Genomic DNA, 25,966 nt, shown 5'->3' with positions numbered 1-25,966 from the left:
GGCACGTCAGAGACTAAACACTTGAGTATTCGGACAGTGAATTGGGTATTTAGCGCCAAATTCTACCCCTTTTGGTGTAGAATATTGCGCGTTTTATTGGCGACTTTGTATCGTGATATGCGGATAAGGGAGAACCATCAACCGGCGATTTACCAAATGTTGCCGCTGACCGGTTTTGGCACATCTCGCGAAATGCGCGATAATTCCCTTAATATGCTGTAAGCGGCAACGACCGGTCGCCTCCCGCCATTTGCCGGGGACGACCGGTGTCGGATTAGATGATGTCGGTAAAATCAAAACCGCCCAGCGATCCCACGCCCTTCAGCAGGATCGACTGGTCAATCACGCCGTCGCCATTGGTGTCCCAGAACAGCCAGCCGTCGGTCGATCCTGCGACAAAGGCTACCGACTTGCCGCCCGAAAGCATCGCCTGCGCACTTGCCAGTGCATCGGTGAAGCTGTTGGTGGCAATCAACCCTTCCGAATAAGCCGCCGCCGAGATGCCTCCGTTGACAAAATCAAGGTCGATCTTGTCGGACCCGGTGGTGAAGTCGGTGATAACATCTATTGTGGTAGAAACCGTAGTCGTATCGCCAAACGCGAACTTGAATATGTCCGCTTCCGTGCCGCCATTCATGGAATCCCGGCCTGTGCCACCCACCAGGATATCCAGGCCAGATTGCCCGTTCAGAGTGTCGGAGCCGGAACCGCCTGCAATAATATCATTTCCGGCACCGCCTAGCAAAGTGTCGGTTCCCGCATCTCCAAAAAGCGTGTCATTTTCGGTGCCGCCATTGATGTTGTCGTTTCCACCGCCTCCACGAAGCACATCGTCGCCCGCGTTGCCGTTTATTGTGTCGTTACCATCAAGGCCCAACAGCGTATTACCTAATCCATTTCCATTTAGGATATTGGCTTTACTGTTGCCAGTCCCAGAAACCGCCGAGCCAGCTAAAGTGAGGTGTTCAAGTTCCACACCTAATACGAAGTCGAAAGATGAGATAACTGTATCTTCCAAACCACCATTAGCTAACTCGATTATTTGATCATCATTTGCTGAATTTCCATCGTCAGAAAAAGTGTCGAATACGTATACATCGCTGCCGTCTCCGCCAATCATGATATCTGCCCCGCTTCCTCCGTCGAGACGATCTTGTCCTAAACCCCCATAAAGCGTGTCATCACCTGCGCCACCGATCAGCACATCATCTCCAAAATCTCCCGACAGGATATTCGCACCGCTATTGCCTGTGATCACATTGTTAGAGTAATTTCCTGTTCCATTGATAGAACTGGAACCAAGTAAAGTAAGGTTTTCGACCTCACTATTGGATGCCAATCTGTAACTAACAGTGCTATAGACGAGATCAATGCCCCCTCCCGGACCTTCTATAACTTGATCGTCGTTCAAATTGTTACCATCATCAGAGTATTGATCGACATAATAAATATCATCGCCTGTGCCGCCGTCCATATAGTCGGCCCCTGCGCCGCCATCGATGATGTCATTTCCAGCAAGTGCGAAGATAGTATCATTCAATGCAGTCGTCTGGAGTGCCACATTAGCTGCCGTTGGTGTAATTGTATTGTTGCCGGAGGATCCTGTTATGGTGCGGCCTGCCTCGTTGGTAACGTCATTTACAGTGACTGACAGTCTTTGGTCGTCGAAATAGACACCGTCAGAAGCCCGAACAATGACTTCATAGATGCCGTTGGCATCCGCATCGAGCGGTGTTTCAAAGTCCGGATTATTGATGAATCTCAACAATCCAGTTTGTGGATCAATAAAAAACAGCGCCGCGTCAGCTCCCCCTGCGATGGAATAAGTCGGATTTGTGAGGTCTTGGTCAAATGCGGTGACGGTTGTTACCGTAGCGCTGTTTTCCGAAATGCTCACAGCCGCCGTCGCACCGCCGCCATTCGAAGTTATCGTGGGTGGGTTATCGGGTACGTTGGCAACTGCGACCGAGATCGCCTGATCGTCGAACAAACTTCCATCGGATGCTCTGATGGTCACGTCATATATGCCATTGAAATCGACATCTGCGGGCGTCTCGAAATCGGGGGCTGTTATGAACTCCAAAGCTCCTGTCAGGGAATTGATTGTAAACAGGGAAGCGTCTGCACCCCCAACAATCGAATAGGTTATGCTATCGCGATCCGAATCCTGTGCGACGATCGTCATTACCGCTCGTTGATTCTCGGCCGCACTGACAGTTGCGGTTGCTTCACCACCGCCCGAAATAATGATCGGTGCATTGTCGTTTGTGTTAGAAACTGTGATCGTTAACTGTTGCTGGTCGACATTCTGCCCGTCGCTCACTTGTACGATGATATTATAGATATTGTCTCTGTCAAAATCGATAGGCGATTCAAAATCAGGTGCAGACCTGAATTGAATCACCCCGCTCTGCGGATCGATCGTGAACAAGGCAGCATCGCCTCCACTCAAAATAGAATAAACCAGCGTCGATCCGTCGGCATCGGTAGAAGTCATAGTCGCTATGCCAACCGTGTTTTCTGCCACATTGACCGATGCGGCACCACCGCCGCCATTAGATGTAATTACAGGACTAGAATCATTCACGTTTCCAACGTTTACAGCGATCTGCTGTTGACTGATATTCACACCGTCGCTGGCCTGCACTATAACATCATAGACATTGTTGCCGTCAAAATCGCCCGGCGTTTCAAAGTCCGGCGCGGTCAAGAACACCAGCGAGCCAGTTTGCGGATCAATGGCAAATAGCAACGCATCAGCGCCGCCAACGATAGAGTAAAGTGGATTTGTCCCGTCGGCGTCGATTGCTGTAACGGTCGTAACGGCAGAATCATTTTCACTAACGCTGACATTGGTAGTCGTGCCGCCGCCATTGGAGATAATGACTGGGCTTGCGTCATTGATATTACTGACGTTTATAAAAGCTAACTGCACATCACTGTTCAAGCCATCGCTTACGTTGACCAAGACTTCATAGATGTTATCGCCATCAGAATCGCTCGGTGCTTCGAAATCTGGCGCGGCAATAAAGGTAAGTGCGCCTGTCACAGGATCGATTTCAAAGAATGCCGCATCCGTCCCGCCGACAATTGTGTATGACAGAGGGGAACCGTCCATATCAGTTGCAACAAAGGCGGTAGCGCTGGTTTCATTTTCTGCCGCAGAATAAACGCCGTTAGGTCCGCCGCCGCCTGATATGATGACCGGCCTACTATCGTTGGTGTTCGCCACCATGACGGAAATCTGCTGCTGATCCACATTGATGCCGTCGCTTGCCTGCACGATAACGTCATAAACATTATTCTGCCCGGCATCTGTCGGATTTTCGAAATCGGGTGCGTTGATGAACACCAACTGACCTGTTTGCGGATCAATGGTGAACAAGGCAGCATCAGCACCGCCAACGATGGAATAGGTCGGCATTGTACCATCGGCATCTTCTGCCTGCACGGTCGCCACAGCCGTTGTATTTTCGTCTATAGTAACGCTCGCCGTCGCACCGCCGCCGTTGGAGATGATGACAGGCGATGAACCTTCCGAAACATCCGTTACGGTAATGGCAATGGCCTGTTCGTCAAATCCGCCCACATTATCGGTGGCGCGGACAATGATGTTATAGACATTGTTTCCACCCGCATCGGCAGGATTTTCGAAATCGGGCGCGTTGATGAACGACACAACGCCCGTTACCGGGTCGATGGTAAACAGGGCCGCATCGGCGCCGCCAGCAATGGAGTAGGTCAGGCTTTGGCCGCTGTCCGCATCGGAAGCCGTCACTGTCGTGACAAAGGTCGCATTTTCCAAAATGGTGAGTGACGCAGAGATGCCGCCACCGTCAGATGTGATCACAGGAGGCGTATTGGGCACGCCAGCCGGGATGGTCATATCGGCAAACTGGAAAAACTCGACGTTCCGCAGCGTGTCGACGCCATCGGGGGAGCCGCCGCGCAAATCGGTGATGGTGAAGCTGCCGTCGACATTCTGCACGATGGAATAATCGCTCAGATTTCCGGAATAGACAGCCGTGTCAGATTCCGTGCCGCCGTTCAGAATATCGTCACCGGCACCGCCGATGAGAATATCGATGCCGCCATCGCCGTCGACAAAATCATTGCCGGTTCCGCCATTGACGAGGTCATCGCCGGTTCCGCCGCGCATCTCGTCATTGCCGCCGCCGCCGAACAGCTGGTCATTGCCTGCGTCGCCATCCAGCTTGTCATTGCCATTTACGCCGTCATCATCGCCATAGAGGATATCATCGCCCGAACCGCCGAGAAGATTGTCGCCACCTGCGCCGCCATAGAGCGTATCGTTGCCGTCGCCGCCTTCCAGCCGGTCGGTGCGCGCGCCGCCATAGAGGGTATCGTTGCCCGCCTGCCCGTAAAGGAAGTCATCTCCGGCAATGCCGTTGAAACCGAAATCGTCGCTGTAAATGACGTCGTCGCCAGAACCGCCATAAAGCGTATCGGCGCCGCGCCACCCGATCAGCAGGTCGTTGCCGTCATCGCCGTAAATGGTGTCCATCCCGGCACCGCCGATAATGGTATCATTGCCGGCGTCACCGCGGATGATGATATTTTTGGTATAGTCCACGCCCGACGGGCCACGCGCCGAAAGATCCACAATGTCGTCGCCGGCGCCCATTTCAATTTGTTCAATCGACGAGAAACTGCCGATACCGCCGCTGATGACCCCGTTGTTGAAGAAGATCGCGTCATTTGCGTTCGACCCGTAAATGAAGTCATTCTTTTCGCCGCCCGCGAAAAAGTCGGAGGAAAGCTGGACATTATTGCCGGTGATGGTGAAGAAATTTGTTGCCGAGGTGCGCAGCCCCGTTGTCCAGCTGAACACCGTCACAACGGAGTCGGCCCGCAAATTGTTCAGATTGTCGTCATAGGTAAAGGCGTAGAAACGGTCCTGCTGATTTGAACCGTTCAAGGTTTGGCTTCCAAGGGCGTTATAGAATGTCGGCATAACCTTTGCTCCAGCATGTATCAGTGTCGAAACCGGACTTTCGAGGCAGATCTGCAGAACCTGCCGGTGCGCCGTCCGGTAAAGGGCGTTTTGCGACCTTTTCCTGCTATCCGGACTATCTAAAGCCCCCCAGGACTGGAAGGGAAATTAAGGACTATAATAACCTATATAGTTACCGGACAAGTTACTGAATTATATATGTTAATTTGCAATTTCTGCGCCTGTCAGGCATCGATATACCGATGCACCGCGCGGATATAGGTCGAAGACGAAATGGCTCCTGTCCAAGAAGAAACGGGACGCGATTTCCGCCTTCGTCTTGGTAGCGCCTTGGTTTTTCTTAAAAATGTCCGAAGCCGTTTGCAGATATTCTTTTATGCAAAGCTTTTCCGTGGACTTTGCGGCCAAGAAAGCCGCTCTGTTTTGGATTCGCCCGGATTACGACCCCATTTCCGCTTCGCGCGCGACCAGAGCCGCCAGCCGTGCGCGGCTGTTGATGTCGAGCTTGCGGTATATATTGTGCAGGTGGATGCTGACGGTGCCTTCGGCCGATGCCACTTTCTCGGCGATGTGCCGGTTGGACAATCCTTGCGCGACCAGATGCGCGATCTCCAATTCCCGTTGCGTCAGGCAGGCGGCCAAGGAAGCAGCGGGCTGTTCGTCCGCCACTGCACCTATCTGTCTGACAATCTTTTCCGGCAGCCATTTGTTTCCATCTGCCACCTCGATCAAACATTCGATCAGATCTTCCGTTGCGGCATCTTTCAGCACGATTCCCCACACACCCCAGCGCATGGCTTCTTCGATTTGTTGCGGTGATATGGATGCGGTCAGCAGGATCACCCGCACAGGCCACTGACGTTCCGTGACGTTGCGTAACACGTCCAGCCCCGTCAGGTTCGGCATTACGAGATCCAGTATCGCAATGTCCGGCTGATGGCTGCCAATCTTTTCCAACGCCTGAAGGCCGTCCGGACTTGCTTCCACGATTTCGAAAGCGCCAGCCGACCTGACCAGCTCCGCTAAAGCCTGCAGAAGAAGGGGGTGATCATCGGCAATCAGGACGGTCGATTTCATGGTCGGCGTCTCTGAACCGGCAGCGTAATCGTCATGGATAAACCAGACCTTTCACTGTTGAGCACCATATTGCCGCCCAGCGACCCGACACGCGCGTGCATGGAAAGCGATCCCGTTGGTGCCGATGAATCGGCAAGACCGATCCCGTTGTCCGAAATTTCCAGTTCGATCACATCGTCCCTTTGCAAAGCCATAACCGAAAGCTCGGTCGCCTTGCCATGACGGACGGCGTTCGATGCAGCTTCCGAAACAAGTTGCTGTATATCCGCCAAATATGTCGAAAGCGTATCCAGCTTGTCGGAATTCCATTTGAATGTCGCCCCAATGCTCCAGTTCCGGGCCAGCTCGTCCATGAATGTCAGCATCGACTTTACCGGCGATTCCGGGGACTGCGCCGGGGGGAAGCGCTGTTCTTCGACAAAATGGCGTATGCGTCTTTGGGAATCTGTAACAATTTTCTGGATTTCTGTCAGTTGGGGATGGTGCAGCGCATCCGCATTCGACAATGCCTTCAGCTTGATGCTTGTCGCGGTCATATCCTGCAGCACGCTGTCGTGAAGATCCTGCGCCAGCCGCACCCGTTCTTCCGACCGGATATTGGTGGATAGTTCCTGCAGCAGATCCAGCCTTTCCAGTTCGGAACCGATTTGCTTCGCAAGTATGCCAAGCAAAAGCTTCGCATCTTCCGGTCGACAATCGGGATCAAGCGCCCAGATCATGCCGCGTGTTTCGATGGACGAAAAACTGCTCAGATAGCCATTTGAACTGGCGGTGAGGGTGGTTTCAATCTGGGGTGCGGACAATCTGGCAATGGCGAGGTTTTCGGCTGGATCGAGCCGCCGGCCCTGGTCGCCTGCGGAACCCGCCACGATCGCGCGTTCGATCTGGTCTATTTCCTCTATGGATGAAAGTTCTGTACGGGTGACTGTTCCGGACCACCATGTCGCCGACCGGCCCCGCGCATCATCCTGATGTCGCCACAGCACAACAACGCATTTGCTGCCCAAAACGACCGCGGCTTGGGAACATATATTGTCGATCCATTCGCCCTGGTCTTTCCGCAAAAGCCGGCTGCGCCAGTTGGCAAGCGCCATCAGCCGGTCCTGGTTCCGCTCCCGGTGGGCACCGAAATGCGCCAGCATGATCGCCGCCACCATGAAATAGGCGCTTCGCATGATGAGGTAGTTCAGTTCGGATTCCCCATCCAGAACATCCGGAATCCCCACGATCAGCAAGGTGATCTCTATAATGATTGCACCTGCAACTGCGCCGATGAAACCCCATCGGATGGTCATGGACAGCAGGGTAAAGGGCAGGAAAGAAAAGAACGGACTTGTCAGTTCGTTGGACAGAAATGTGAGCGAACCCAAAAAGGCCGCGTCCAGCAGATGGAAGGGAATATGGACGGGGCTGTCGATCGGCTGCTTGATCGGGAAAAGCAGGGTGACCACCGAAATGGTGGCATAGATCGCGAGTATAAACTGGGCTTCCGACTGGAACCGTCGCGGCTGGGTCGGGTCGAGATACATGGCGATGATCGCAAATACGACCGTAAGAAGCCGGCCATAGCCGATCAGCTTTTCGGGATTGGACGATGCAAGCACATTGCGCACCTGCAGCCATTTGGGATGTCTGGTCATTATATGGGCCAATCAAATCCGGTCGATTACTTTAATCTTATTGTGCTTAGCCCAAAAAGATAACTTATTGCTTTCCCCGCAAGCAATTTACATTCGGATTTTATGCGGGGCCGTCTCGGGCATGCGCCAGAAGACAAAGGTCACGCACAGGGCGACCAACGCGATCATGGCACCGGGCGCGCCGGGCCAGTTGCTGTTTGTGACCAGCAGGTGCGCGATCAAGGGAGTGAGACCGCCGAAGATGGCGGTCGCGGTTGTCGCACCTAGCGCGAGCCCGCTCAGCCGCCCTTCGCCCGGAAATTGTTCGGCCGTCGTGACGGCGCCAACGGCGCTTACTGCTCCGCCCAGCGCGGCCAGGATGATGGCGCCAGTCCAGCTAGCCATGCCGCCATCGGCCATGACTGCAAACATCGCTGTAGGCAGAAAAATTCCGCCCAGCGCGAGCGCCAGCAGAACCGGGCGGCGACCATAACGGTCCGATAAGGCCCCTATGAAAGGGGTCACAATTATGACGGTCAGCGCCGCAAGGACCGAGATTGATAGCGCGCGTGTTTCGGGCATGGTCCCCGTCGCGTCCAGAAAGGCCGGGACATAGGTTATGCCGACATAATAAGTGATCGACCCCAGAGCGGAGATAGCAAAGCCGCGGGCAATAGCGCCACGATGGCGGGTCAGCGTCTGCCTTATGGGATTTTGGGGAACCGAACCTTCGTCCCGCTGGCGCAGGAATTCCGGCGTTTCTTCAAGCGTTGCACGTGTTATGAGTACCAAGCCGGCAAGCGCGGCGCCGAACAGAAACGGCAGGCGCCATCCCCATGTCACCAGCGATTCTTCAGGCATCGCCCATACCGTCAGCGCCGCGACTCCTGCCGCCAGCAGCGCGCCAATCTCGCTTGCGGCCGATGCGCAACTGGTGACCAGTCCGCGCCGCCGGTCGCGGGCACCTTCCATCAGATAGGCGACAACGCCGGTATATTCGCCGCCCACCGAAAAGGACATCAGGCAACGCAGCAGGATCAGCAACACACCTGCAAGCGGGCCGATCTGCGCGTAAGTGGGCAGCAGCGCAGTGGCGAGCATCGCGCCGGTCATCAGGGCCATCGACCCCAACATTGTCAGCCGCCGGCCGAATCTGTCCCCGAAATGCCCGAAGACAAGCGCGCCGACCGGACGCATCAGATAGGCAATGGCAAAGCCGCCGAGAATTTCCGTCAAGGACTGGGGGCCGGTTCCGAAAAACACCCGCGCCAACACTGTCGAGAAATAGAGGTAAAGCGTGAAATCATACCATTCCACTATGGTCGAAAGCCCGGCGATGACCATGGATCGCGGTGCCATCGGCGCGCGCGGTGCTGGAGACGCGCCCTGCGCGGTTTTGATGCCCAATTCGACCATGCCGCAACCTGACGAATTTCAGAGTTGGTGACAAGCAGCCTTTGGCGTCTTCGGAACCCGAAAAGGCACAGCATCTTTGGATGGCCGACAGGGTGGCTTTCGACCAACGACATGGGTGCAGATTTTGAGGGGAGCGGCCCCATGCTATCCCATATCAGCTTGCCGATAGGGGGAAATCGCTATGCGTCGTTTTGCAGCCACCGTCATACTCGCCATGTCACTCATCGCTGCACCTGCTTTTTCCAAGGATGACGCGACGCAGACAACAGGTGCCACTGATCCTGATCTGGTGATCAAGTGCCGCAAGGTTGAAGTAACCGGATCGCTCGTGAAAAAGGGCAAGGTCTGCAAAACCGCAGGCGAATGGAAGCGCATTCAAAGAAACGGAAACCGAACAGCCCGCGCAATCGTGGAATCGGGCAATATCTGCTCGGGTGGATGTTGCGGCAATGGCGTGGGATGCGGTTCCGGAGAGTAATCCCGGCCAAGCTGTAAGCTTTACATTGCCAATATTCGGGCATCGGTTACCATTGCCGCCGACAAGCATCTATGTGCACTGGATATAAAATGGGCGTAGCGCATCGTGTCGCAGTGTTGGCGGCTTCTTTCGGGCTTCTGGCTTTGTCCGCCCCGGCCCTGGCGCAGATGTCGGTCCCGCCGCCTGCCACCCAACCAACCGCCGATTGCGCGCGACCGGTCTATGCCTCCGATCAACTGGTGTGCGGGGATACCGAATTGCGCCAGCTGGACGCGCGGCTTACCGCTATTTTGAACATGCCGGCGGCTGCGAACGGAAGCGCGCTGATCGAAAGTGACGACCAGTGGTTCAAACGACGCAGCCGCTGCGCCTTTGAAACCGATCACCGCGGGTGCCTGGTGCAGTCCTATCGCGACCGGCTCGCCTTTCTGGAAAGTGCAACGCAGATGCGCGAACGGACATGGGGCGCACGCTGCACAATTTGGGGCCAGGTGGAGATCGACCGGGTGCCCAATGGCTATATGCTTGTACGGACCCGCAACGACCAGCGGCTAAGAGCCATTGCCGCGCCGGTGTCGGAACAATCTGTCTGGAAACCGGTATGGACCGCGATGGTGCGCGGGTCGCGTATCGACTTTACAAGCCATGATGGCCGCCGCATTTCGTGCAAGACAAAGCGCTGAAGCACAGCGTGCGCGCTATGCCTGTCTAACCCATTTGCCCCTGTGCCCGCACGAAATGGTCGGCTGTCTTCTTTGCCAGCAGGAGCATGGCCGCACCGGCAACGGCGCAACCGAGGTGGAGCGACCAGAAGGTTGTAATCGGCAAGACCTCAAAACGCGCCGCCAGCACTGTGCTGACCAACCCTGCAAAAAATAGGCCGAGGAAATAGCCCGAAATTGACGTGGCCGAACCCTTCACATTGTCTTTGCTACCGAGTTCGGCGAGGGCCGCTGGCAGGATTTGCGCAAGGCCCGCAGCGTTCAGAAACTGGAACGCCACACACCATAGGAGTGTGAGTTTGCCCCCGCCGCTCATCAGCGCCGCTGCCAACAGCATGCATGTGCCAGCACATACAAAAAGCGCCCCGAAACTTGCCCGGGTCAGCGAGGATACCGGACCGATGTGGCGTTCCAGCGCGCGCCATGCGGGGACAGACGCCACAAGCACACACAGGCTGAGCGCCGCATCCATTCCGACCAGCCAACTGACCGGTATCGGCTGACCGAAGGCCATAAGGGCGAAGTCCTTTTTCACCCACAGCAGATAAGCGTTGAACAGTTGAAAATTGGGAATGGCGAGCAACCCGACACCTGCGATGAGCAATATGTTGGACGGCCATTTGCGTGTCGGCAGAGCGGAGGCGGACGGTGCATTTGCCCGCACTTGTGCATGCGGAATTCGTGCATGGTCCAGATATCCAAAGGCATAAATCGCAAGGGCCATCGCCATGGCGCTGGCGGAGGCTGCAAACCCCCAATGCCATCCCGCTTCTTCCCCGATGGTCCCCACCAGAAACGGCCCTGTCAATCCCGCAATATTCACCACGAGAAAATAGAGCTGAAATCCTTCCACCCGACGGGACTCGCTGTCGTAGAGTGATCCCAACTGGCTTGCGATCGCCCCGCGAAACAGGCCAATGCCAAGCGCGATGCAGGCCAGTGCCAATATCAGCGCGGGTTCATACGCCATAGCCAGATGCCCGATCACCATGATGGAGCCACCCAGTAAAATGGCGCGCGCCGGTCCCAGAAACCGGTCGGTAATGATGCCGCCCACTATCGGGATAATCGATATCAACGTCAGAAAGCCGCCGGTGATACTGGATGCCAATGCCTGCCCCTGGACGTTGAACAAAGTGCTGATGGACGCAACAAGCCAGATCTCGCCGGGCGCACGTGTCACCAGCAGATATTCGGTCAGGTACAGGATCAATATTGCCTGCAATCCGTAATAGGCAACGCGTTCCCAGAATTTGGTGAAACAGATTGTTGCAAACCCGTCCGGCTGGCCCGTCCGGAGCGATCGAATGCGCCGAAGGGGGATGGCGGTCGTCACGCGTTTCGTCGGCTTCGCGCCTGACCCGGAGTAATGCCGAACCACTGCCGGTAGGAACGCCCGAAACTCGACATATCCGTAAAGCCCAGCAGGCGCGCGATTTCGGTCAGGCTCACCGTGCTGTTTCCGATGAGTTCCGCCGCCTTCATCCTGCGTTCTTCTTCGACAAGCTGGTGGAATTTGATGCCTTGCGCCGCCAAGGTTCGCTCCAACGTCCGTTCGGATACACCTTCCAGAGCCGCGATCTGTTTCAGGCGGGGCACGCGCCCGTCAATCTCCATGGCCGCGCAAATGGCGGTGCGGATTCTGCGGGCAATGTCGGACCGGGTCCCTTCCCGTTCAGCCGCCGCTATCCTCTCCAGAGCAAAATTCCAGAAGGCGCTGTCGGACCGCACATTCTTTATGGGCAGCCATGCGGTGGAACCATGAATGGCATAGCGGGGCGCACCACAGGCTATCCGGCTTGGCAGCCTGAGTACCGGCGCGACCATGGCCGAATCTTCGGTGGCTTCCAATTCGATAGCGATATCGGCCGTGTCGCTTGTGATGAAAAAGCTGACGAAGCGATATGCCGTCGACATGATTGCAATCGCACAGAAATCACGAAGCGGACCGGGACTTAGACGGGAATCGACGATGATGGAAAAGCGATCCTGATCCTTGTGCAATTCGATCTTCAGAAATGGCGTGCCAGAGGCCGCTGCCCGAAGGAAAAAATCCAACGCATCCTGCAATGTCGGGGCATTATAGAGTGCCGGAACCGTTATCGGCGCGCCGGGTATTTTAAACTCTCCGAACAGGCGGGCGATAATAGGGTTTGCTTCGCCCTGATCCACAATATTTGCAATGATGATCAGATCATCCGCCAGGGTAACTCGGCCGGGCAAGGGCTCGCCCGGGGGCAGCGCGGTGCCGCGGGTAAGCCAGGCAGGCCAGCCGAGCCAGTCCCCGAATTGGGCGGTAGCGGCGGTTGCAATGGTGCGCTGTGCATCTGGCCCCAGATATTCAATCAGTTTGAGGGCATCATTCAGGGCAGAAGGGGCGGGAGCCGAAGCGCCCGGCACAACATCGGCACAATGTTCCGCACCGACATGTTCGACGCGGCCTAGGTCAATTTCGCAATGATTATTCTCATAGCGATCCATGCATTCTCCTGCGATTGCTCGCGAGATGTGAAAGTTCCAACCACTGAATGCGCCCGATTTTAGTAAAGTGTAGCGCAAAAGACTAAATCTACAAGTGTTTTACATTTGCACCTGCAGGGCGCTGCTGCGGATTTTGGCATTGAATGTCCAAATGTTGGCAGCATTTGTCCATATCCTAATCCGTTACATTCGGGCAATTTTGGCACAAGCTTTCAAAAGAGAAGCGGGTCGCTCAACAGGTTGGAGGATATGCGCATGAAAATGAACCCAGGCATCGGACTCTTGGCTTTGGCTTCGGCATTTGCTCTTGCGGCCTGCGACAAGGCAGGTGACGCACAAGACGCCGCCACAACAGAGGCCGCGTCATCCAAATGGCCGGAAAATCTTGTCCTCGTCGGCGACGGCTTTCCAAATCCCGGCGACGCCTGCCGCAAAATTGGCGAAAGCGCGGAGACGGTCGACTATCTGGACGATAGCGCGACACTCGCCGGATGCCTGTCCGAAGAAGACGCGGCAAAACTCGGCGGCAAGGTTGTCGGTACGGTTGATGGGGTAACGCTGGTGTCGGTACCCGCCTCCGCAGCCGCTGCGCCCGGCGATGGCGACGGCGCGGGTGATGCCAAAGTTGCCGGCACCAAATATAATGCGACCGCGCAGATCAGGTGCGCGGGTTATAAAGGTGCTGCGGCGGGCATGTGTGACGCAGGAGTGGTCCGCAATGCAGACACGGGCGCCTATATCGATGTGACACTGCCCGATAAAAGCACACGCACCATCTTATTCAACAAGGATGGCAGCTTCCTCAGCTTCTCCACGGCCGAGGCCGATGGCACTGCCGCCATGAAGGCATCCGCTTCGCGGGAAGGAGACACGACAATCGCGACTTTAGGAAAGGAGAGATACGAAATTCCCGATGTGTTTGTTCAGGGGGACTGATCCCGGAATATTTCCGGAACATCTGCTGCATGAAAGGGACAATATATGGACTTTATGAAACTCCTCAAATCGCTTGAGGAGTTGCTTTACGAAGTCATGGTCATGCTGGTTTTCTATCCGAAGACATTATGGCTGACCTTTCGTTACCCGCAACGGATGATGGATTATGCCGACACGGAATTGGGAGACGTCCAGTCCGAACAATATAATGACACCTTAAGCCCGCCGCTTTTCCTAATGATGTGCCTGGCGATCAGCCACGCAATTGAGGTCGCAACCTTAGGGAAAAGCGGCGAGGTCCCCTTACCATCCTTTCTGAACAGCACAGAAAATCTTCTTGCTTTCCGCGTTCTGGTTTTCAGTGTCTTTCCGCTGATGATGGCGCTGCGGCTTTTATATGGCCTGAAAATTCCGCTTGATCGTGAAACCTTGCGGGCACCCTTTTACGCCCAGTGTTTTGTGACCGCGCCCCTCGCCATGTGTTTCGGCATATCGCAATCCATCCGGCAATTCGATGTCCCGAACAGCCATGTCTTCGCCAATATTCTGACCTTGCTCGCCTTCAGCTGGTATTTGCGGCAGCAGGCCCAATGGTTCCGGTCGAAATTGCACGTTGGTCCGTTTCGAAGCTGGGCCATCGCCATCATGATATTTTTCATGACGACAGTGCTGCTGCTTATTGCGGCCGCCATCCTGTTTTGGCCTGTGATTAAGTGATGGTATCGGGAGGGGAGCTATGACCACATCATCCAACAGGCTGGTGATTTCGATATTGGCAGTGGTGCTGTGGCTTGCGGTGACAATGGGCCTTGCCCTGTTGCAGGTCGCCGAAGGCACCTCGCTCGGCCAGCTTGTCTCGCGACAGATTGTATGGGGACCACCTGCGGCAGCCGCTTTGCTGCTCGTCATTATAGGGGTGATGAAATGGACAGATGTCGGCTTCAATGCGGTGCGGCCGGCGTCGTCATGGCGTTTGATCTGGTTCCCGATGCTCATCATCGCCGGCTTTTTTGCAGCCGCGATCTTTTTGCATCCGCCTATTCCCGCGGCTGTGCTGCTGACGGTGACGATCAACACCATGATTGTGGGGTTCAGTGAAGAACTGGCCTTCCGTGGTGTCTTGTGGGGTGCGGCACGCAAAGCGCTTCCTTTCTGGGGCGCGTTCTTTCTGGTGACATTTCTGTTTGGCATCGTCCATGTTCTGAACGCGCTTTTGACCGGCCAATTCGCCTCGGCGGGCGTGCAGGCGTTTAATGCGATGCTCAGCGGATCGGCTTTCCTTGCGCTCCGCATTCGCACCCATGCCCTTTTGCCCGTGATGATAGTGCACTGGCTTTGGGACTTGTCTGTATTCCTGCTTCTATCCGGCCCTGCTTCGACCGAACCTGCCGCTGCACCTCTGGAACAGTTGTTGGGCGCCCTGATAATCGTCGGCCCGATGGCGCTGTACGGCTTTTACCTGATCCGGAACGCTACCGTTCGCGCCGGCTGGCAGGATGATCACGCCCCTTCCCCCGCTTTCTTTGCCCCCCGAAAAGGAGAATGATGATGAAGGTAAAACCGATACTCGCCGTCGCGCTTTTGTGCGGTGCCTATCTCGCGCCCGCGACACTCCAGGCGCAAGCTGCGGCGAAACCCGTGGCGATACAATTTGCCAAAGGCGCAAGTTCCAAGGTCATAAAGGGCAGCATCCGCGGCGACCAGGGGCGCCTGTACACGATCAACATAAAGGCCGGACAGACGCTCAAGGTCAAAATGGTGACCAGCAATGGCTCGTCCTATTTCAACATCACGGCTCCCGGAGCACAGCAGGCGCTGTTCATTGGCTCGACCGAGGGGAACAGCTATTCGGGCGTGGTGCCGTCTTCGGGTAATTACACCATAGATGTCTATCTGATGCGCAATGCCGCACGGCGGAATGAAACGGCCAATTACACCCTGACCGTCAGCGCGACCTGAAAATAGGGACATTTTGGCAGCAAATGTCCATTCGCTGTCATCATTTGTAAATTGTTGTGCACTGGCCGGAGGCGCATCCTCGCGGACAGCAAGGTGGATTGCGACTCAGCAAAAAGGGGAGTTTTTGTGAAACAATTTGGAAAAACGACGTTAGCAGTTCTGGTAGCGACCTCTTTACTGGCCCAGGGCACGATGGCGGTGGCGGCCCCGCCGGGATCTGTGCGCGACCTGGTTGGCGCACGCGCCGCCGGGGGTGAAAGCACGTTGGAAGAACGCGGCTTTACCATGCACCATGGCCTGACGAAGGACGGTGGCAAGGTAACCTATTGGTGGAACCCCAATACGAAGGAATGTGTCAAGGTTGACACCTATGATGGCAAATTTGACACGATCGACCTAGCCAAGAATTCCGATTGCAACCAGAAGGGCGGCAATGGCGACAAAACGGCGGTAGCAATCGCCGGTGTTGCGGCCTTGCTGGGCGTTGCGGCGCTGGCGAGCAAGTCGCATGATCGTGGCGACAAATATTCGGATCAGACAAGCACAGCCGAATATGAACGTGGTTATCGCGACGGACTCTATAACCAGAGTTATCATAATTATGGCCGCTCAAACGCTTATTCGGACGGCTATTCCAAGGGCACCGAGCAACGCGGGTACGAGACCTCCTACCGTTCCAACAACTATCATGGCGGTGGTTATTCCGCGCACGCCTATGTCGGTGATCTGCGTGGCCAGTCGCGATCCTATGCTGTTTCCCAGCTCATGAGCCGGGGCTTTGTTGTCCGTGACAATAAGAAAACCGACGAGGGCCGATACTTCACCTTCTGGAATGAAGGCGCAGAACAATGCGTCGTGATGACATCAAGCAACGGCTATGTGAATTCTATCGAAAATGTATCGAAGCGGACCTGCCGTGACTGGTAATCGCGGGTATTTCATCCGAACATTATCGGGTTGATGCGTGGGCGGGGCTGGCGGATTTTGATCTGTCAGCCCCGTTTCTTTGCGGATGGACCGGTCGCATCCATCCGCTTTGGCGGAACATATGGGCCCGGCACATTGGGTGGCGGAGCCGCTTTGCAGAAGAGGCGATCGATATGAGAACGGCATGGTTTGCAAGTCTGACCGCGTTGGCGCTGATAGCGCAGCCTGTCACGCTTCGGGCTGACACTGGGCAAGCGGAGCCGGCAAGGCCGCAGCTTGGGGACTGGGGTGTCGATACAAGCAACATGTCGGCGACGGTCCGGCCGGGCGACGATTTCTACCGCTATGTCAACGAAGGATGGCTCCGGACGGCGAAGCCACCGGCGGGCATTCCCTATATCGACGCTTCGGTCGATGTTTATCTGTCCACGGAAAAGCGGATCGGCGGCCTCATTACCGAGGCGCGGCAAAAGGCGGGTGCACCGGGTAGTCCGGAACAACTGATTGGCGATTTCCACCGGTCCCATTCGGATATGGAACGGCGCAACGCGCTCGGCCTCACGCCAATTGCCAGCACCTTGTCGATCGTTGCGGGGACAACCGACCGTGCGGATATGGCAAAGATCATGGCCCTGCCCTGGATCGACGGCATCGTCGGCGCCGGGGTTCTGACCGATGCCGATGACCCCAAACGGCAAATAGCGGCGGTCGGCATTGGCGGTCTGACGATGCCATCGCGCGATTATTATCTGGCGGAGGCGGAACCCTATGTCGGGCACCGCAAGGCGCTGCTGGATTATATCGCATCGACATTCCGCCGTGCCGGCATTCCCGACGCCGATGCGCGCGCCGCCCAGGTCATGGCCCTCGAAATTGAAATCGCGAAGCGGCAATGGACCACCGCGCAGCGGCGCGATGTGGTGGCGATGAACAGGATCATGAGCCCGGCGGAACTGAAAAGCTATGCGCCGGGATTTCCCTGGGATGCCTATCTGGCGGAAATGAAGTTCGACAAACAGACGCGCATCAAGGTTCTGACAGATTCCGCGGTGCGCGATGTCGCCAAATTATTTGCCGACACACCGGTCGCCGATCTGCAGTCTTTCCTGACCTTCAAAACCCTTGATGCCTGGGCCGCGTCATTGTCCGAGCCATGGGTGCAGGCCCATTTCGATTTTCACGTCAAACGGCTTCAGGACACACCCCAGCGCCGTCCTGCAGAGCTTGAGAGTATCGCCGCCGTCAACGCGTCCTTCGGTGAAGAAGTGGGGCGTTTATATGTCGCTAAATATTTCGGCGCGTCCGACCGTGCCAAGGTCGACGAGATGGTCGGTTATCTTCGCGACACCTATCGTGAGCGTATTGCGAAACTGGAATGGATGGACGCACCGACCCGGGCCGAGGCGCTCAACAAACTGGCAAAGGTCACACGCTATATCGGCTATCCGGAACGGTGGCACGACCGTTCGAATGTCCGCATCGCGGCCGACGATCTTGTGGGTAATCTCAACCGGCTGTCGGACTGGACACGGGCAGACAATCTGCGGAAACTATCCGAAGAAACGCGGCGGTGGGAGTTTCCCTATTCACCGCAAGAGATCAATGCCGGATATAGCCAGTCGCAAAATTCGATCACCTTTCCGGCCGGAATATTTCAACCCCCCTTCTTCGATCCCAATGCCGACCCTGCGGTCAATTTCGGTTCGATCGCAGCGGTGATCGGACATGAATTCGGGCACGGGTTTGATGATCAGGGCAGCCGGTCCGACGGCGACGGGAAATTACGCGATTGGTGGACAAAGGTGGCCCGGGACGAATTTGAAAAACGCACTGCCGGGCTGGTCGCGCAATATGACCAATATGAGGCTCTGCCCGGTCTCCGGATAAATGGCCGTCAAAATCTGGGTGAGAATATCGGCGATCTGGGCGGCCTGTCTGTGGCCTATGCGGCCTATCAGCGCTTCGTAAAGGAAAAGCAGGGCGGCAAGGCGCCGGTCATCGGCGGCTTTACCGGTGACCAGCGCTTCTTTCTGTCCTGGGCGCAGCTGTGGCGGACGGTCATGACGGAGGGCGAGATCCGGCGTCGCATCCTTTCCGACAGCCACAGTCCTGGCGAGTTTCGCGTCAACGGCGTCGTCCGCAATGTCGACGCTTGGTACAAGGCGTTCAACGTGAAGCCGGGGGACAGGCTGTATCTGCCGCCCGAACAGCGCGTGCGGATCTGGTAGGGTTATCGGGGTGAATGGAAGGCAGAAGCATGCGCGTCAAACATGTCCATAGGAGGTTGGAATTGGGAAAGACTTTTCGCATTTCTATCACCACTTTTTGCGCGCTTGCACTGGCCAGTCTCCTTTCGCCTTCCGTCGCGTCGGCCAACGAAAACCCGTGGCTGATTTCCAATGGGCATGCGGATGCCGGGCTATATGAGCCGCGCCATATCCAGAATGCTTATGAAAAAGGGACGCGCAGCCGGGACGGGAAACCCGGGCCGAACTATTGGCAAAATCATTCGGTCCATAAAATAAAGATGACGGTCGCTCCCCCTGACAAGAAAGTGCGCGGCGAACAGGAAATCATCTACACCAACAACAGCCCCGATCCGCTTCCTGCTCTGGTTTTCCGCATGTACATGGATGCGCATAAGCCCGAGGCGCTTCGTGAATATCCGACGTCGCGCGATTTCATGACTTCGGGCATCACCGTTGAAGAGTTCAGCGTCGACGGAACAGTAATGCTCTGGGAAGATCCCCAAAGTCCACTGGCCGGGATGAATTTTCCGGGCAGTACGATGCATACCATCCTCTTACCCAAACCGATTCCTCCAAAAGGGAGCGTTTCGATCAAGATGCGCTGGAGCTATGATCTGGTGCGCGACAAGGGCTGGAAAGAAGGCGCGATTGACGAAAGCACGTTCTTCCTCGCCTATTTCTTCCCGCGCGTCACCAACTACAGCGACGAAAGCGGCTGGGACACCCGTTTGTTCACCATGGGACGGGAGTTTAACAACGACTTTGCAGATTTTGAGGTCGAGGTTGTTTCGCCGCGCGACTATGTGGTGTGGGCAACAGGAGAATTGCAAAACCCGTCCGACGTTTTGCAGCCCCACATTGTCGCCCGCCTGAAGGAAAGCGAGAAAAGCGATCAGGTCGCAACCATTGCCGAAGCCGCCGACATCAAGGGCGGCAAGGTAACGGCACGTGCGGAAATGCTAAGCTGGAAATGGCGTGCAAAGCATGTGCCCGATTTTGCGCTGGCACTCAGCAACCACTACCGGTGGCAGGCGTCGAGTGTTGTGGTGGCACCGGAGACGGGCCGCCGCGCGGGTGTCCAGGCAGCATATGCCGACAGTGCAACCGACTTCAAACCGATCGTGGAATATGGCCGGCAGGCCTTGCAATTTGCCTCCACCAAATATCCCGGAGTGCCGTATCCATATCCTAAAACGACCATCATATTGGGCGGGGCGGATGAGGAATATCCGATGATGGTCAATGACGGATCAAATATCGGCAGCGCGGAAGCCGCCAGCTTGCCTGAAAATGCCTTCACCGGCTTTGTCGCGACGCATGAAATCCTGCATAGCTGGTTTCCCTTTTACATGGGGATCAACGAGAAACGTTATCCCTTTATGGACGAAGGCTGGACCACGGCGTTCGAATATCTCCGCAACCGGGAGGTGCTTGGTGTCGAAAAAGCGGACGCCCTGTTCAAGGATTTTCGGGTCGTAAAGGTCGGCTGGCCTGAAGCTGCTTCAGGCAATGATATCCCGGTCATTACCCCGCATGATTCCCTGTTTGGGCAGGCGCCGGTATTCGCATTCAACCAATATGGGAAAGCAGCGCTCGGCTATCTGGCGCTCAAGGACCTGATGGGCGATGAAGCTTTCAAAAAGGGATTGCACACCTTCATGGAGCGCTGGAACGGGAAACGTCCCCTGCCGTGGGACATGTTCAACAGCTTTAACAATGCAGGTGTAGGCGACCATAGCTGGTTCTTCAAAAACTGGTTCTTTGGCTATAATTATATGGACCTTGCCGTGGGTGGTGTGCGCACGGAAGGGGGAACGCATATTGTAAATGTGCGCAATCCAGGAGGCATGGCGATGCCGTTCGATCTTGTCCTGACATATGCCGATGGCACCATCGAGCGCGTGCACCGCACACCAGCAACTTGGCAATCCGATGGAGGCGCAACCGAGGTTCGCGTTTCAAAAGGCAAGGCTCTCAGCACCGTTACACTCGATACGGGGATCTTTGTGGACTTCAATCCGAAGGATAACAGCTGGAAGCAATAGGACCGAAACTGGCATTTGGTAGCATGTCATCCGTCCGCACCAGCTCGGCCGGATGGCAATCAAGGGGGAAGGAAAATTGACATGAGTGAAGTGACATCGCCACCGCCGACATGGCTGCGCATATTGCAGTTCCCGCTGATCCGTCTGGTACTGCTGGGCGCGCCGCTATTTGGGTGCATTGCCTTCAGCAATACCTTCATGGAGGAGAATAAGGGCAACGCTGCGGCAGCAATCGTTGCGGCTTCTGCCATGGCTTCATTGGCCATGTGTATCTATTTCGGCTTTGTCCGTTGGATCGAACGCCGGGAGGTCACTGAATTTTCCCTGTCCGGCATGCCGAAGGAGATGGGCATCGGGCTATTGATAGGGGCGGGTCTGTATACCGGCTGCATGATGATTTTGTACGTGCTGGGGATATTCCGCATCGAAGGGTTCAACCCCTTGTCCATCATGCTTCCGGCCATCGCTCTGGCGATAAGTTCCGGTTTTCTGGAAGAGCTTCTGTTTCGTGGGGCGTTGTTCCGGATCGTTGAAGAATGGTTGGGAAGCTGGATTTCGATCATAGTTTCGTCGGTCGTATTCGGCTTTGGGCATCTCACCAATCCCGACGCAACACTGATCGGGGCGGTGTTCATCAGTGTCGAGGCCGGCCTCCTGCTTGCTGCGGCCTATATGCTGACCCGCCGGTTATGGATGAGCATCGGCTTCCATATGTCTTGGAATTACACGCAGTCAGCTGTCTTTGGCGGGGTCGTGTCTGGCGGCGTTGCCGAGCCGGGACTTATCAAGCCGATCATTGATGGGTCCGATTTGCTGACCGGAGGAAAATTCGGATTGGAAGCTTCGCTGACCGCATTCACTTTATGCACGACTGCGGGCGTGATCCTGCTCGTCAAGGCGTATCGGCGCGGTCACATCGTTCCACCATTCTGGATGCGGAAGAACTAAGGCCACACAACCCTATCCACGCAGAGGCGTAAACCCATGTGCGGCGGCGCAGCCATCCTTGCGTCGCCGCTCCTCTATTGACGGATATTACAATAAAGTTTATTGTTCAAACCGTCAATAAGAGTCGCTGATGAGCGAATGGGAGGGATGAAGGATGAACTATCTGAATTTACGTGGATATCTGATCGGCTCGGCTGCAGCTGTTGCAATGATGCTGCCGACTGCCGGCCATGCACAGGAAGCCGCCGACAATGGTGCGGACGACGCCGCCATTGGCGAAATTGTTGTGACCGCACAGAAACGGACCGAGGTTATTCAGGATGTTCCGATCGCGATTTCGGCCTTTACCTCGGAAACAATCGAGCGACAGGGGCTCGACGATACGCTCGATCTGCAATTGCAAGTGCCCAATTTGCTCATCGTCGGGAACGACCGGCCGACTTTGCGGGGTATCGGCAACAATGCCATTTCCTCAACGGCGGATAACGGAACCGGCGTTCTTCTGAATTTTGCGCCTGTAGGCTTTCGCTCGCAGGACGAATATTTCGATGTGGAACGCGTCGAGGTTCTGCGCGGTCCGCAGGGTACGCTTTACGGCCGCAACACAACCGGGGGTACCATCAACCTGATTACCCAGAAACCCGAAGAGGGATTTGGCGGCTATGTCACCGCCCAATATGGCAGCTTCGATACGAAGCGCGTGCATGGGGCGCTGAACCTTGGATTTGATGATGTTGTGCAACTGCGGCTGGCGGGCTTTTATCTGAACCGCAACGGCTACACCAAGAATATCGGTACCGGCAAAGACATTGACGGGCGAAACCAGCATTCGGTGCGGGCATCTCTCCGTATCGTACCGGGTCCCGATACCAGCATCGACATCATGGTGAACCATTCCAGCGAAGACAGCAGCCGTTCGCGCGAGAACAAACGGCTGTGCAAGGCGACACCGGTACTGGGTTGCTCGCCGGTTGAACTCGGATTTGATTCCCCTGACACCAGCGGTGTCCTGTTCCAGACATTGCTGAACGCCACAAACGCCTTCGGTTTTGGCGGCACCTTGTTCCCGACAGGGGCAAGCATCTATGCCGGCGCGCAAAATCCGACCGACCTGCGCAAGGTCGCCACCGATTATGACTCGCGTTTCGTGGGACGGCAGACCAATGTCACCGCAGAGATCAGCCAGAAATTCGGTCCCATCACGCTTCTGTCGCTGACTGCCTTTTCCAAGGGTCGTTCCGAGGCGCGGACCGATTTCGACAATGCCGTACTTCCGTTCCGGTTCAGCATTCCCGTGACCTATAATCTTGACCGCGAAACCACGGTGACCACGACCGAACTGCGCGCGACGGACAGTTTTGTTGCCTCGGGCCGCACCTATTATCAAGAGTTCCGCGCTGTATCCGATTTTGACGGCGCGTTCGATTTCACGGCCGGCATCAACTTCTTCAACACAAAGGGTGATGCATCTTTCCAGATCTACCATCCAGGGCTTGAACTGTTTGCCCGTGTGCTGCGTGGACTGCCGCAGCAGGCCTGGTCGTTCAACGCGGATACCCGCGATGCCAGCACGAAATCATTCGCGGCCTTTGGCGAGGCCTATTACAAATTGAGCGACGCGACCAAAGTCACGCTGGGCATACGCTATACCAAGGACAAGAAATCCACACGCGGGCGGACGATATTTTTGTCGGTCCCTGCCTTTACCGAATTGGCGGGTGAATATGATGCGTTTACGGGTCGCGCCGTCATCGACCATAAGCTGACCGATGATAATCTGCTCTACGCGTCCTTCTCCCGCGGGTTTAAAGGCGGCGGGCTGAACGCCATCGGTTCCGCTTTGCCGACATTCGATCCCGAATTTATCAATGCCTATGAAATAGGGTCGAAGAACCAATTTGCCGACGGCACTTTGCAGGCGAATTTCTCGGGCTTCTATTATGACTATAAAAATCTGCAGTTGGGCCAGCGGCGGGGCACCTCGGTGCAAACCATCAACACCGATGCAAAGATTTGGGGGCTGGAAAGCGAATTTCTCTGGGCACCGGCTGATGGCCTGCTGTTCAATGCCAACGCTTCCTATCTGAACACACGGCTCGGCGGCTTGGCGCCGGGCCAGGAAACCAGCGATCCGGCCAACCCTGCACAATGGAATGGCATCGGAACGCCGACCAAAACGCCCGAAGTCCGGCTGACGCTGAAAGGCAATGAACTGCCCTATGCGCCCAAATTCAAAATTGCCGTGGGTGGTGAGTATACCGTGCCTCTGGGCGCGGGCGGCTGGAGTGCGACGATCCGTGGCGACTATAGCTGGCAGAGCCGCTATTTCGCTCGGGAGTTCAACACCGTGAACGACCGGATCAAGCCATGGAGCGTCGCCAATGCCTTGCTGCGTTTCAGCAATGACGACGCGACCATCAATGTTGAGGCCTATGTCAAAAACATCTTCGACAAGGATAATATCACCAATTCGATCATCGAAAGCGACCTGGTGGGCAGCTATCGCAACGCCCGCATTCTGGAACCGCGCACTTATGGTGTGACGACCACGTTCAAATTTTGATCGACAGGCGATGGGCCGCGGCGCGAAGGATACGCGCTGCGGCCTTTTACATGGCGAAAGCCTTTGACCTGCCATAGGGTATTTTGCCATGCATATGGAATAATGCACACAGGCATGAAATGTGGCAAAACAGGAACGGGGATGAAGTGCGGATATGAGCGCGGCAATTTTTAACTTGAGCGGGCATGTGGCAATCGTCACCGGCGGTAATGCGGGCCTTGGCCTTGCCATGGCCAAAGGCCTTGTGAAGGCAGGGGCAAAGGTCGCCATCTGGGGCCGCAATGCCGAAAAAAACGAAGCTGCCGTGGCCGAACTTGAGGCTCTGGGCGGCGAAGCGGCCGCCTTTGTGTGCGACGTCACCGACGATGCCAGTACGCAGGCAAGCTTTGCCGACACGCTCGCCCGGTTCGGCACTGTCGACAGCTTTTTTGCCAATGCCGGTGGTTCGGGCGTTCGCGGGCCATTTCACAAAATGTCGCGGGCTGACTGGGCCGCGACCACAGACCTGAATGTCCAAAGCGTGATAACTTCATTTCAATGCGCCATCGGCCATTGGCTGGAGGCGAAAAAGCCCGGCAGCCTTGTCGTTACATCGTCAATTGCAGGATTGATGGGTATTCCCATGGCAACCGGATATTCGACTACAAAGGCTGCGGTTGCCGGTCTCGTGCGCGGTCTGGCTATCGAATATGGCCGGGCGGGCATCCGGGCAAATGCAATACTACCCGGCTTTATCGAGACTGAAATGTCGCTGGATACACCACAGCATTTCCAGGATTCCGCCCGACGTCGTGCCGCCTCGGGAGAGATTGGACGCCTTGAAGATATGGAAGGCATCGCGGTCTTTCTTGCCGGCAAGGAAAGCCGTTTCATGACCGGGCAGTGCATCATATTGGATGGCGGCCACACCATCTTTCCGATGTAGGGATCAGGGACGGTTCAGTAATCGGGCGGCAAATGCCCGAACCGGTTTTCAAGATCGCTCAACGTTCCCAGAATCATCGCCACGGTCAAATCCTCGACCATTTGCACGTCCAGTTCATTGCGGTGCAGATAGGAACCCGCAGAGGCTGGAAGTCCGAACGAGATATCGGTGGCCGCGCGAGCGATGCGTCGGGGTATTTTGTAAAAGCGCATGACATAATCGGTCAGATGGTCGACCGCGATGTCGCGGTTATAGTCGGTCGGATCATGATTTTCGGACACGGACGGTTCAGCCTGCAACCGTTCGATAATCAGACCGCGCTCATCAATATAGCTTAAATAGGCGTGGGTGACCGAACGCACCAGCTGCTCCATCGATTCAACATTTTGCGCGGCGTCGGCCTGCCTTTTGCGCAGTTGCCGCATCTCCCGCTGGTACAGTTCGCGCAGCAATTCGGTCAGGTTGGGGAAATAGGCATAGACCAGGGATTTGCTGATGCCTGCCTCACGTCCGATCGCCTCGACACTGAGCTGGGCAACACCGTCACGGGCAACCATGGCTGCCGTATGGTCGAGAATCCGTGTCCGGCGCTCTTCCGGATTCAATCTCTGTCGGGGCTGCTTCGCTTCGGTAGCCATGAACGGCT

At 55.9% G+C, this 25,966-nt stretch carries 19 protein-coding genes; 12 read left to right on the top strand and 7 right to left on the bottom strand.

Annotated elements, in window-relative coordinates; translation table 11 throughout:
* Positions 1–274: 274 nt before the first annotated feature.
* The 4 genes from FOM92_RS11880 to FOM92_RS11865 form a co-directional block, all read right to left on the bottom strand.
* On the bottom strand, positions 275–4,975 hold the full coding sequence (locus tag FOM92_RS11880) for a beta strand repeat-containing protein (protein WP_143777076.1): 4,701 nt from the start codon (positions 4,973–4,975) through the stop codon (positions 275–277).
* Positions 4,976–5,413: 438 nt separating this feature from the next.
* Positions 5,414–6,052, bottom strand: coding sequence for a response regulator (locus tag FOM92_RS11875; RefSeq protein ID WP_143777075.1), 639 nt, complete (start codon positions 6,050–6,052; stop codon positions 5,414–5,416).
* Positions 6,049–7,692 carry a sensor histidine kinase gene (locus tag FOM92_RS11870; protein ID WP_143777074.1) on the bottom strand — a complete coding sequence of 548 codons (1,644 nt, stop codon included), beginning with the start codon at positions 7,690–7,692 and terminating at the stop codon, positions 6,049–6,051. Before FOM92_RS11870 ends, FOM92_RS11875 begins: the two co-directional genes overlap by 4 nt.
* 87 nt (positions 7,693–7,779) lie before the next feature.
* Positions 7,780–9,087, bottom strand: a complete 1,308-nt coding sequence (locus tag FOM92_RS11865; RefSeq protein WP_246087276.1) for an MFS transporter — start codon at positions 9,085–9,087, stop codon at positions 7,780–7,782.
* 181 nt (positions 9,088–9,268) lie between these two features.
* On the opposite strand from FOM92_RS11865, the gene FOM92_RS11860 reads away from it, so the two are divergent.
* Positions 9,269–9,565 (top strand): hypothetical protein, encoded by a 297-nt coding sequence (locus FOM92_RS11860; RefSeq protein ID WP_143777073.1) that lies wholly within the window; start codon positions 9,269–9,271, stop codon positions 9,563–9,565.
* An 89-nt stretch (positions 9,566–9,654) separates the two neighbouring features.
* Positions 9,655–10,248: a lysozyme inhibitor LprI family protein gene (locus FOM92_RS11855; RefSeq protein ID WP_143777072.1), complete on the top strand. Its 594-nt coding sequence runs from the start codon at positions 9,655–9,657 to the stop codon at positions 10,246–10,248.
* 25 nt (positions 10,249–10,273) lie between these two features.
* Here the strand turns inward: FOM92_RS11855 and FOM92_RS11850 are convergent, their stop codons facing one another.
* Together FOM92_RS11850 and FOM92_RS11845 are read right to left on the bottom strand one after the other, a co-directional pair.
* Entirely contained in the window at positions 10,274–11,623 is a 1,350-nt protein-coding gene (locus FOM92_RS11850; RefSeq protein WP_170226874.1) for a POT-type proton-dependent oligopeptide transporter, read from the bottom strand.
* Positions 11,620–12,768 carry an AraC family transcriptional regulator gene (locus FOM92_RS11845; RefSeq protein ID WP_143777070.1) on the bottom strand — a complete coding sequence of 383 codons (1,149 nt, stop codon included), beginning with the start codon at positions 12,766–12,768 and terminating at the stop codon, positions 11,620–11,622. The genes FOM92_RS11850 and FOM92_RS11845 overlap by 4 nt, the downstream gene beginning before the upstream one ends.
* 255 nt (positions 12,769–13,023) lie before the next feature.
* Between FOM92_RS11845 and FOM92_RS11840 the strand changes: the two genes are divergently transcribed.
* From FOM92_RS11840 to FOM92_RS11795, 10 genes are all read left to right on the top strand, one after another.
* A complete protein-coding gene (locus FOM92_RS11840; protein ID WP_143777069.1) occupies positions 13,024–13,704 on the top strand; it encodes a hypothetical protein in 681 nt (226 codons plus the stop codon).
* A gap of 45 nt (positions 13,705–13,749) precedes the next feature.
* A complete protein-coding gene (locus FOM92_RS11835) occupies positions 13,750–14,421 on the top strand; it encodes a hypothetical protein (protein WP_143777068.1) in 672 nt (223 codons plus the stop codon).
* A gap of 19 nt (positions 14,422–14,440) precedes the next feature.
* Positions 14,441–15,250: a CPBP family intramembrane glutamic endopeptidase gene (locus FOM92_RS11830; protein WP_143777067.1), complete on the top strand. Its 810-nt coding sequence runs from the start codon at positions 14,441–14,443 to the stop codon at positions 15,248–15,250.
* Positions 15,247–15,663 (top strand): hypothetical protein, encoded by a 417-nt coding sequence (locus FOM92_RS11825; protein WP_211347400.1) that lies wholly within the window; start codon positions 15,247–15,249, stop codon positions 15,661–15,663. Before FOM92_RS11830 ends, FOM92_RS11825 begins: the two co-directional genes overlap by 4 nt.
* Positions 15,664–15,789: 126 nt before the next feature.
* A complete protein-coding gene (locus FOM92_RS11820) occupies positions 15,790–16,590 on the top strand; it encodes a hypothetical protein (RefSeq protein ID WP_143777066.1) in 801 nt (266 codons plus the stop codon).
* 173 nt (positions 16,591–16,763) lie between these two features.
* Entirely contained in the window at positions 16,764–18,818 is a 2,055-nt protein-coding gene (locus tag FOM92_RS11815; protein WP_143777065.1) for a M13 family metallopeptidase, read from the top strand.
* A gap of 62 nt (positions 18,819–18,880) precedes the next feature.
* On the top strand, positions 18,881–20,884 hold the full coding sequence (locus tag FOM92_RS11810) for a M1 family metallopeptidase (protein WP_143777064.1): 2,004 nt from the start codon (positions 18,881–18,883) through the stop codon (positions 20,882–20,884).
* An 81-nt stretch (positions 20,885–20,965) separates the two neighbouring features.
* Positions 20,966–21,832, top strand: coding sequence for a CPBP family intramembrane glutamic endopeptidase (locus tag FOM92_RS11805; protein ID WP_143777063.1), 867 nt, complete (start codon positions 20,966–20,968; stop codon positions 21,830–21,832).
* Positions 21,833–21,986: 154 nt separating this feature from the next.
* Positions 21,987–24,395, top strand: a complete 2,409-nt coding sequence (locus FOM92_RS11800; protein WP_143777062.1) for a TonB-dependent receptor — start codon at positions 21,987–21,989, stop codon at positions 24,393–24,395.
* Positions 24,396–24,549: 154 nt separating this feature from the next.
* Positions 24,550–25,320: an SDR family NAD(P)-dependent oxidoreductase gene (locus FOM92_RS11795; protein WP_143777061.1), complete on the top strand. Its 771-nt coding sequence runs from the start codon at positions 24,550–24,552 to the stop codon at positions 25,318–25,320.
* Between the two features lie 14 nt (positions 25,321–25,334).
* On the opposite strand, the gene FOM92_RS11790 is transcribed toward FOM92_RS11795, so the two are convergent.
* Positions 25,335–25,958 (bottom strand): TetR/AcrR family transcriptional regulator, encoded by a 624-nt coding sequence (locus FOM92_RS11790; protein ID WP_143777060.1) that lies wholly within the window; start codon positions 25,956–25,958, stop codon positions 25,335–25,337.
* Positions 25,959–25,966 lie beyond the last annotated feature (8 nt).

The organism is Sphingorhabdus contaminans (assembly GCF_007280415.1).
Taxonomy (GTDB): Bacteria; Pseudomonadota; Alphaproteobacteria; order Sphingomonadales; family Sphingomonadaceae; genus Sphingorhabdus_B; species Sphingorhabdus_B contaminans.
This window is presented reverse-complemented; position numbering and strand designations above follow the sequence as displayed.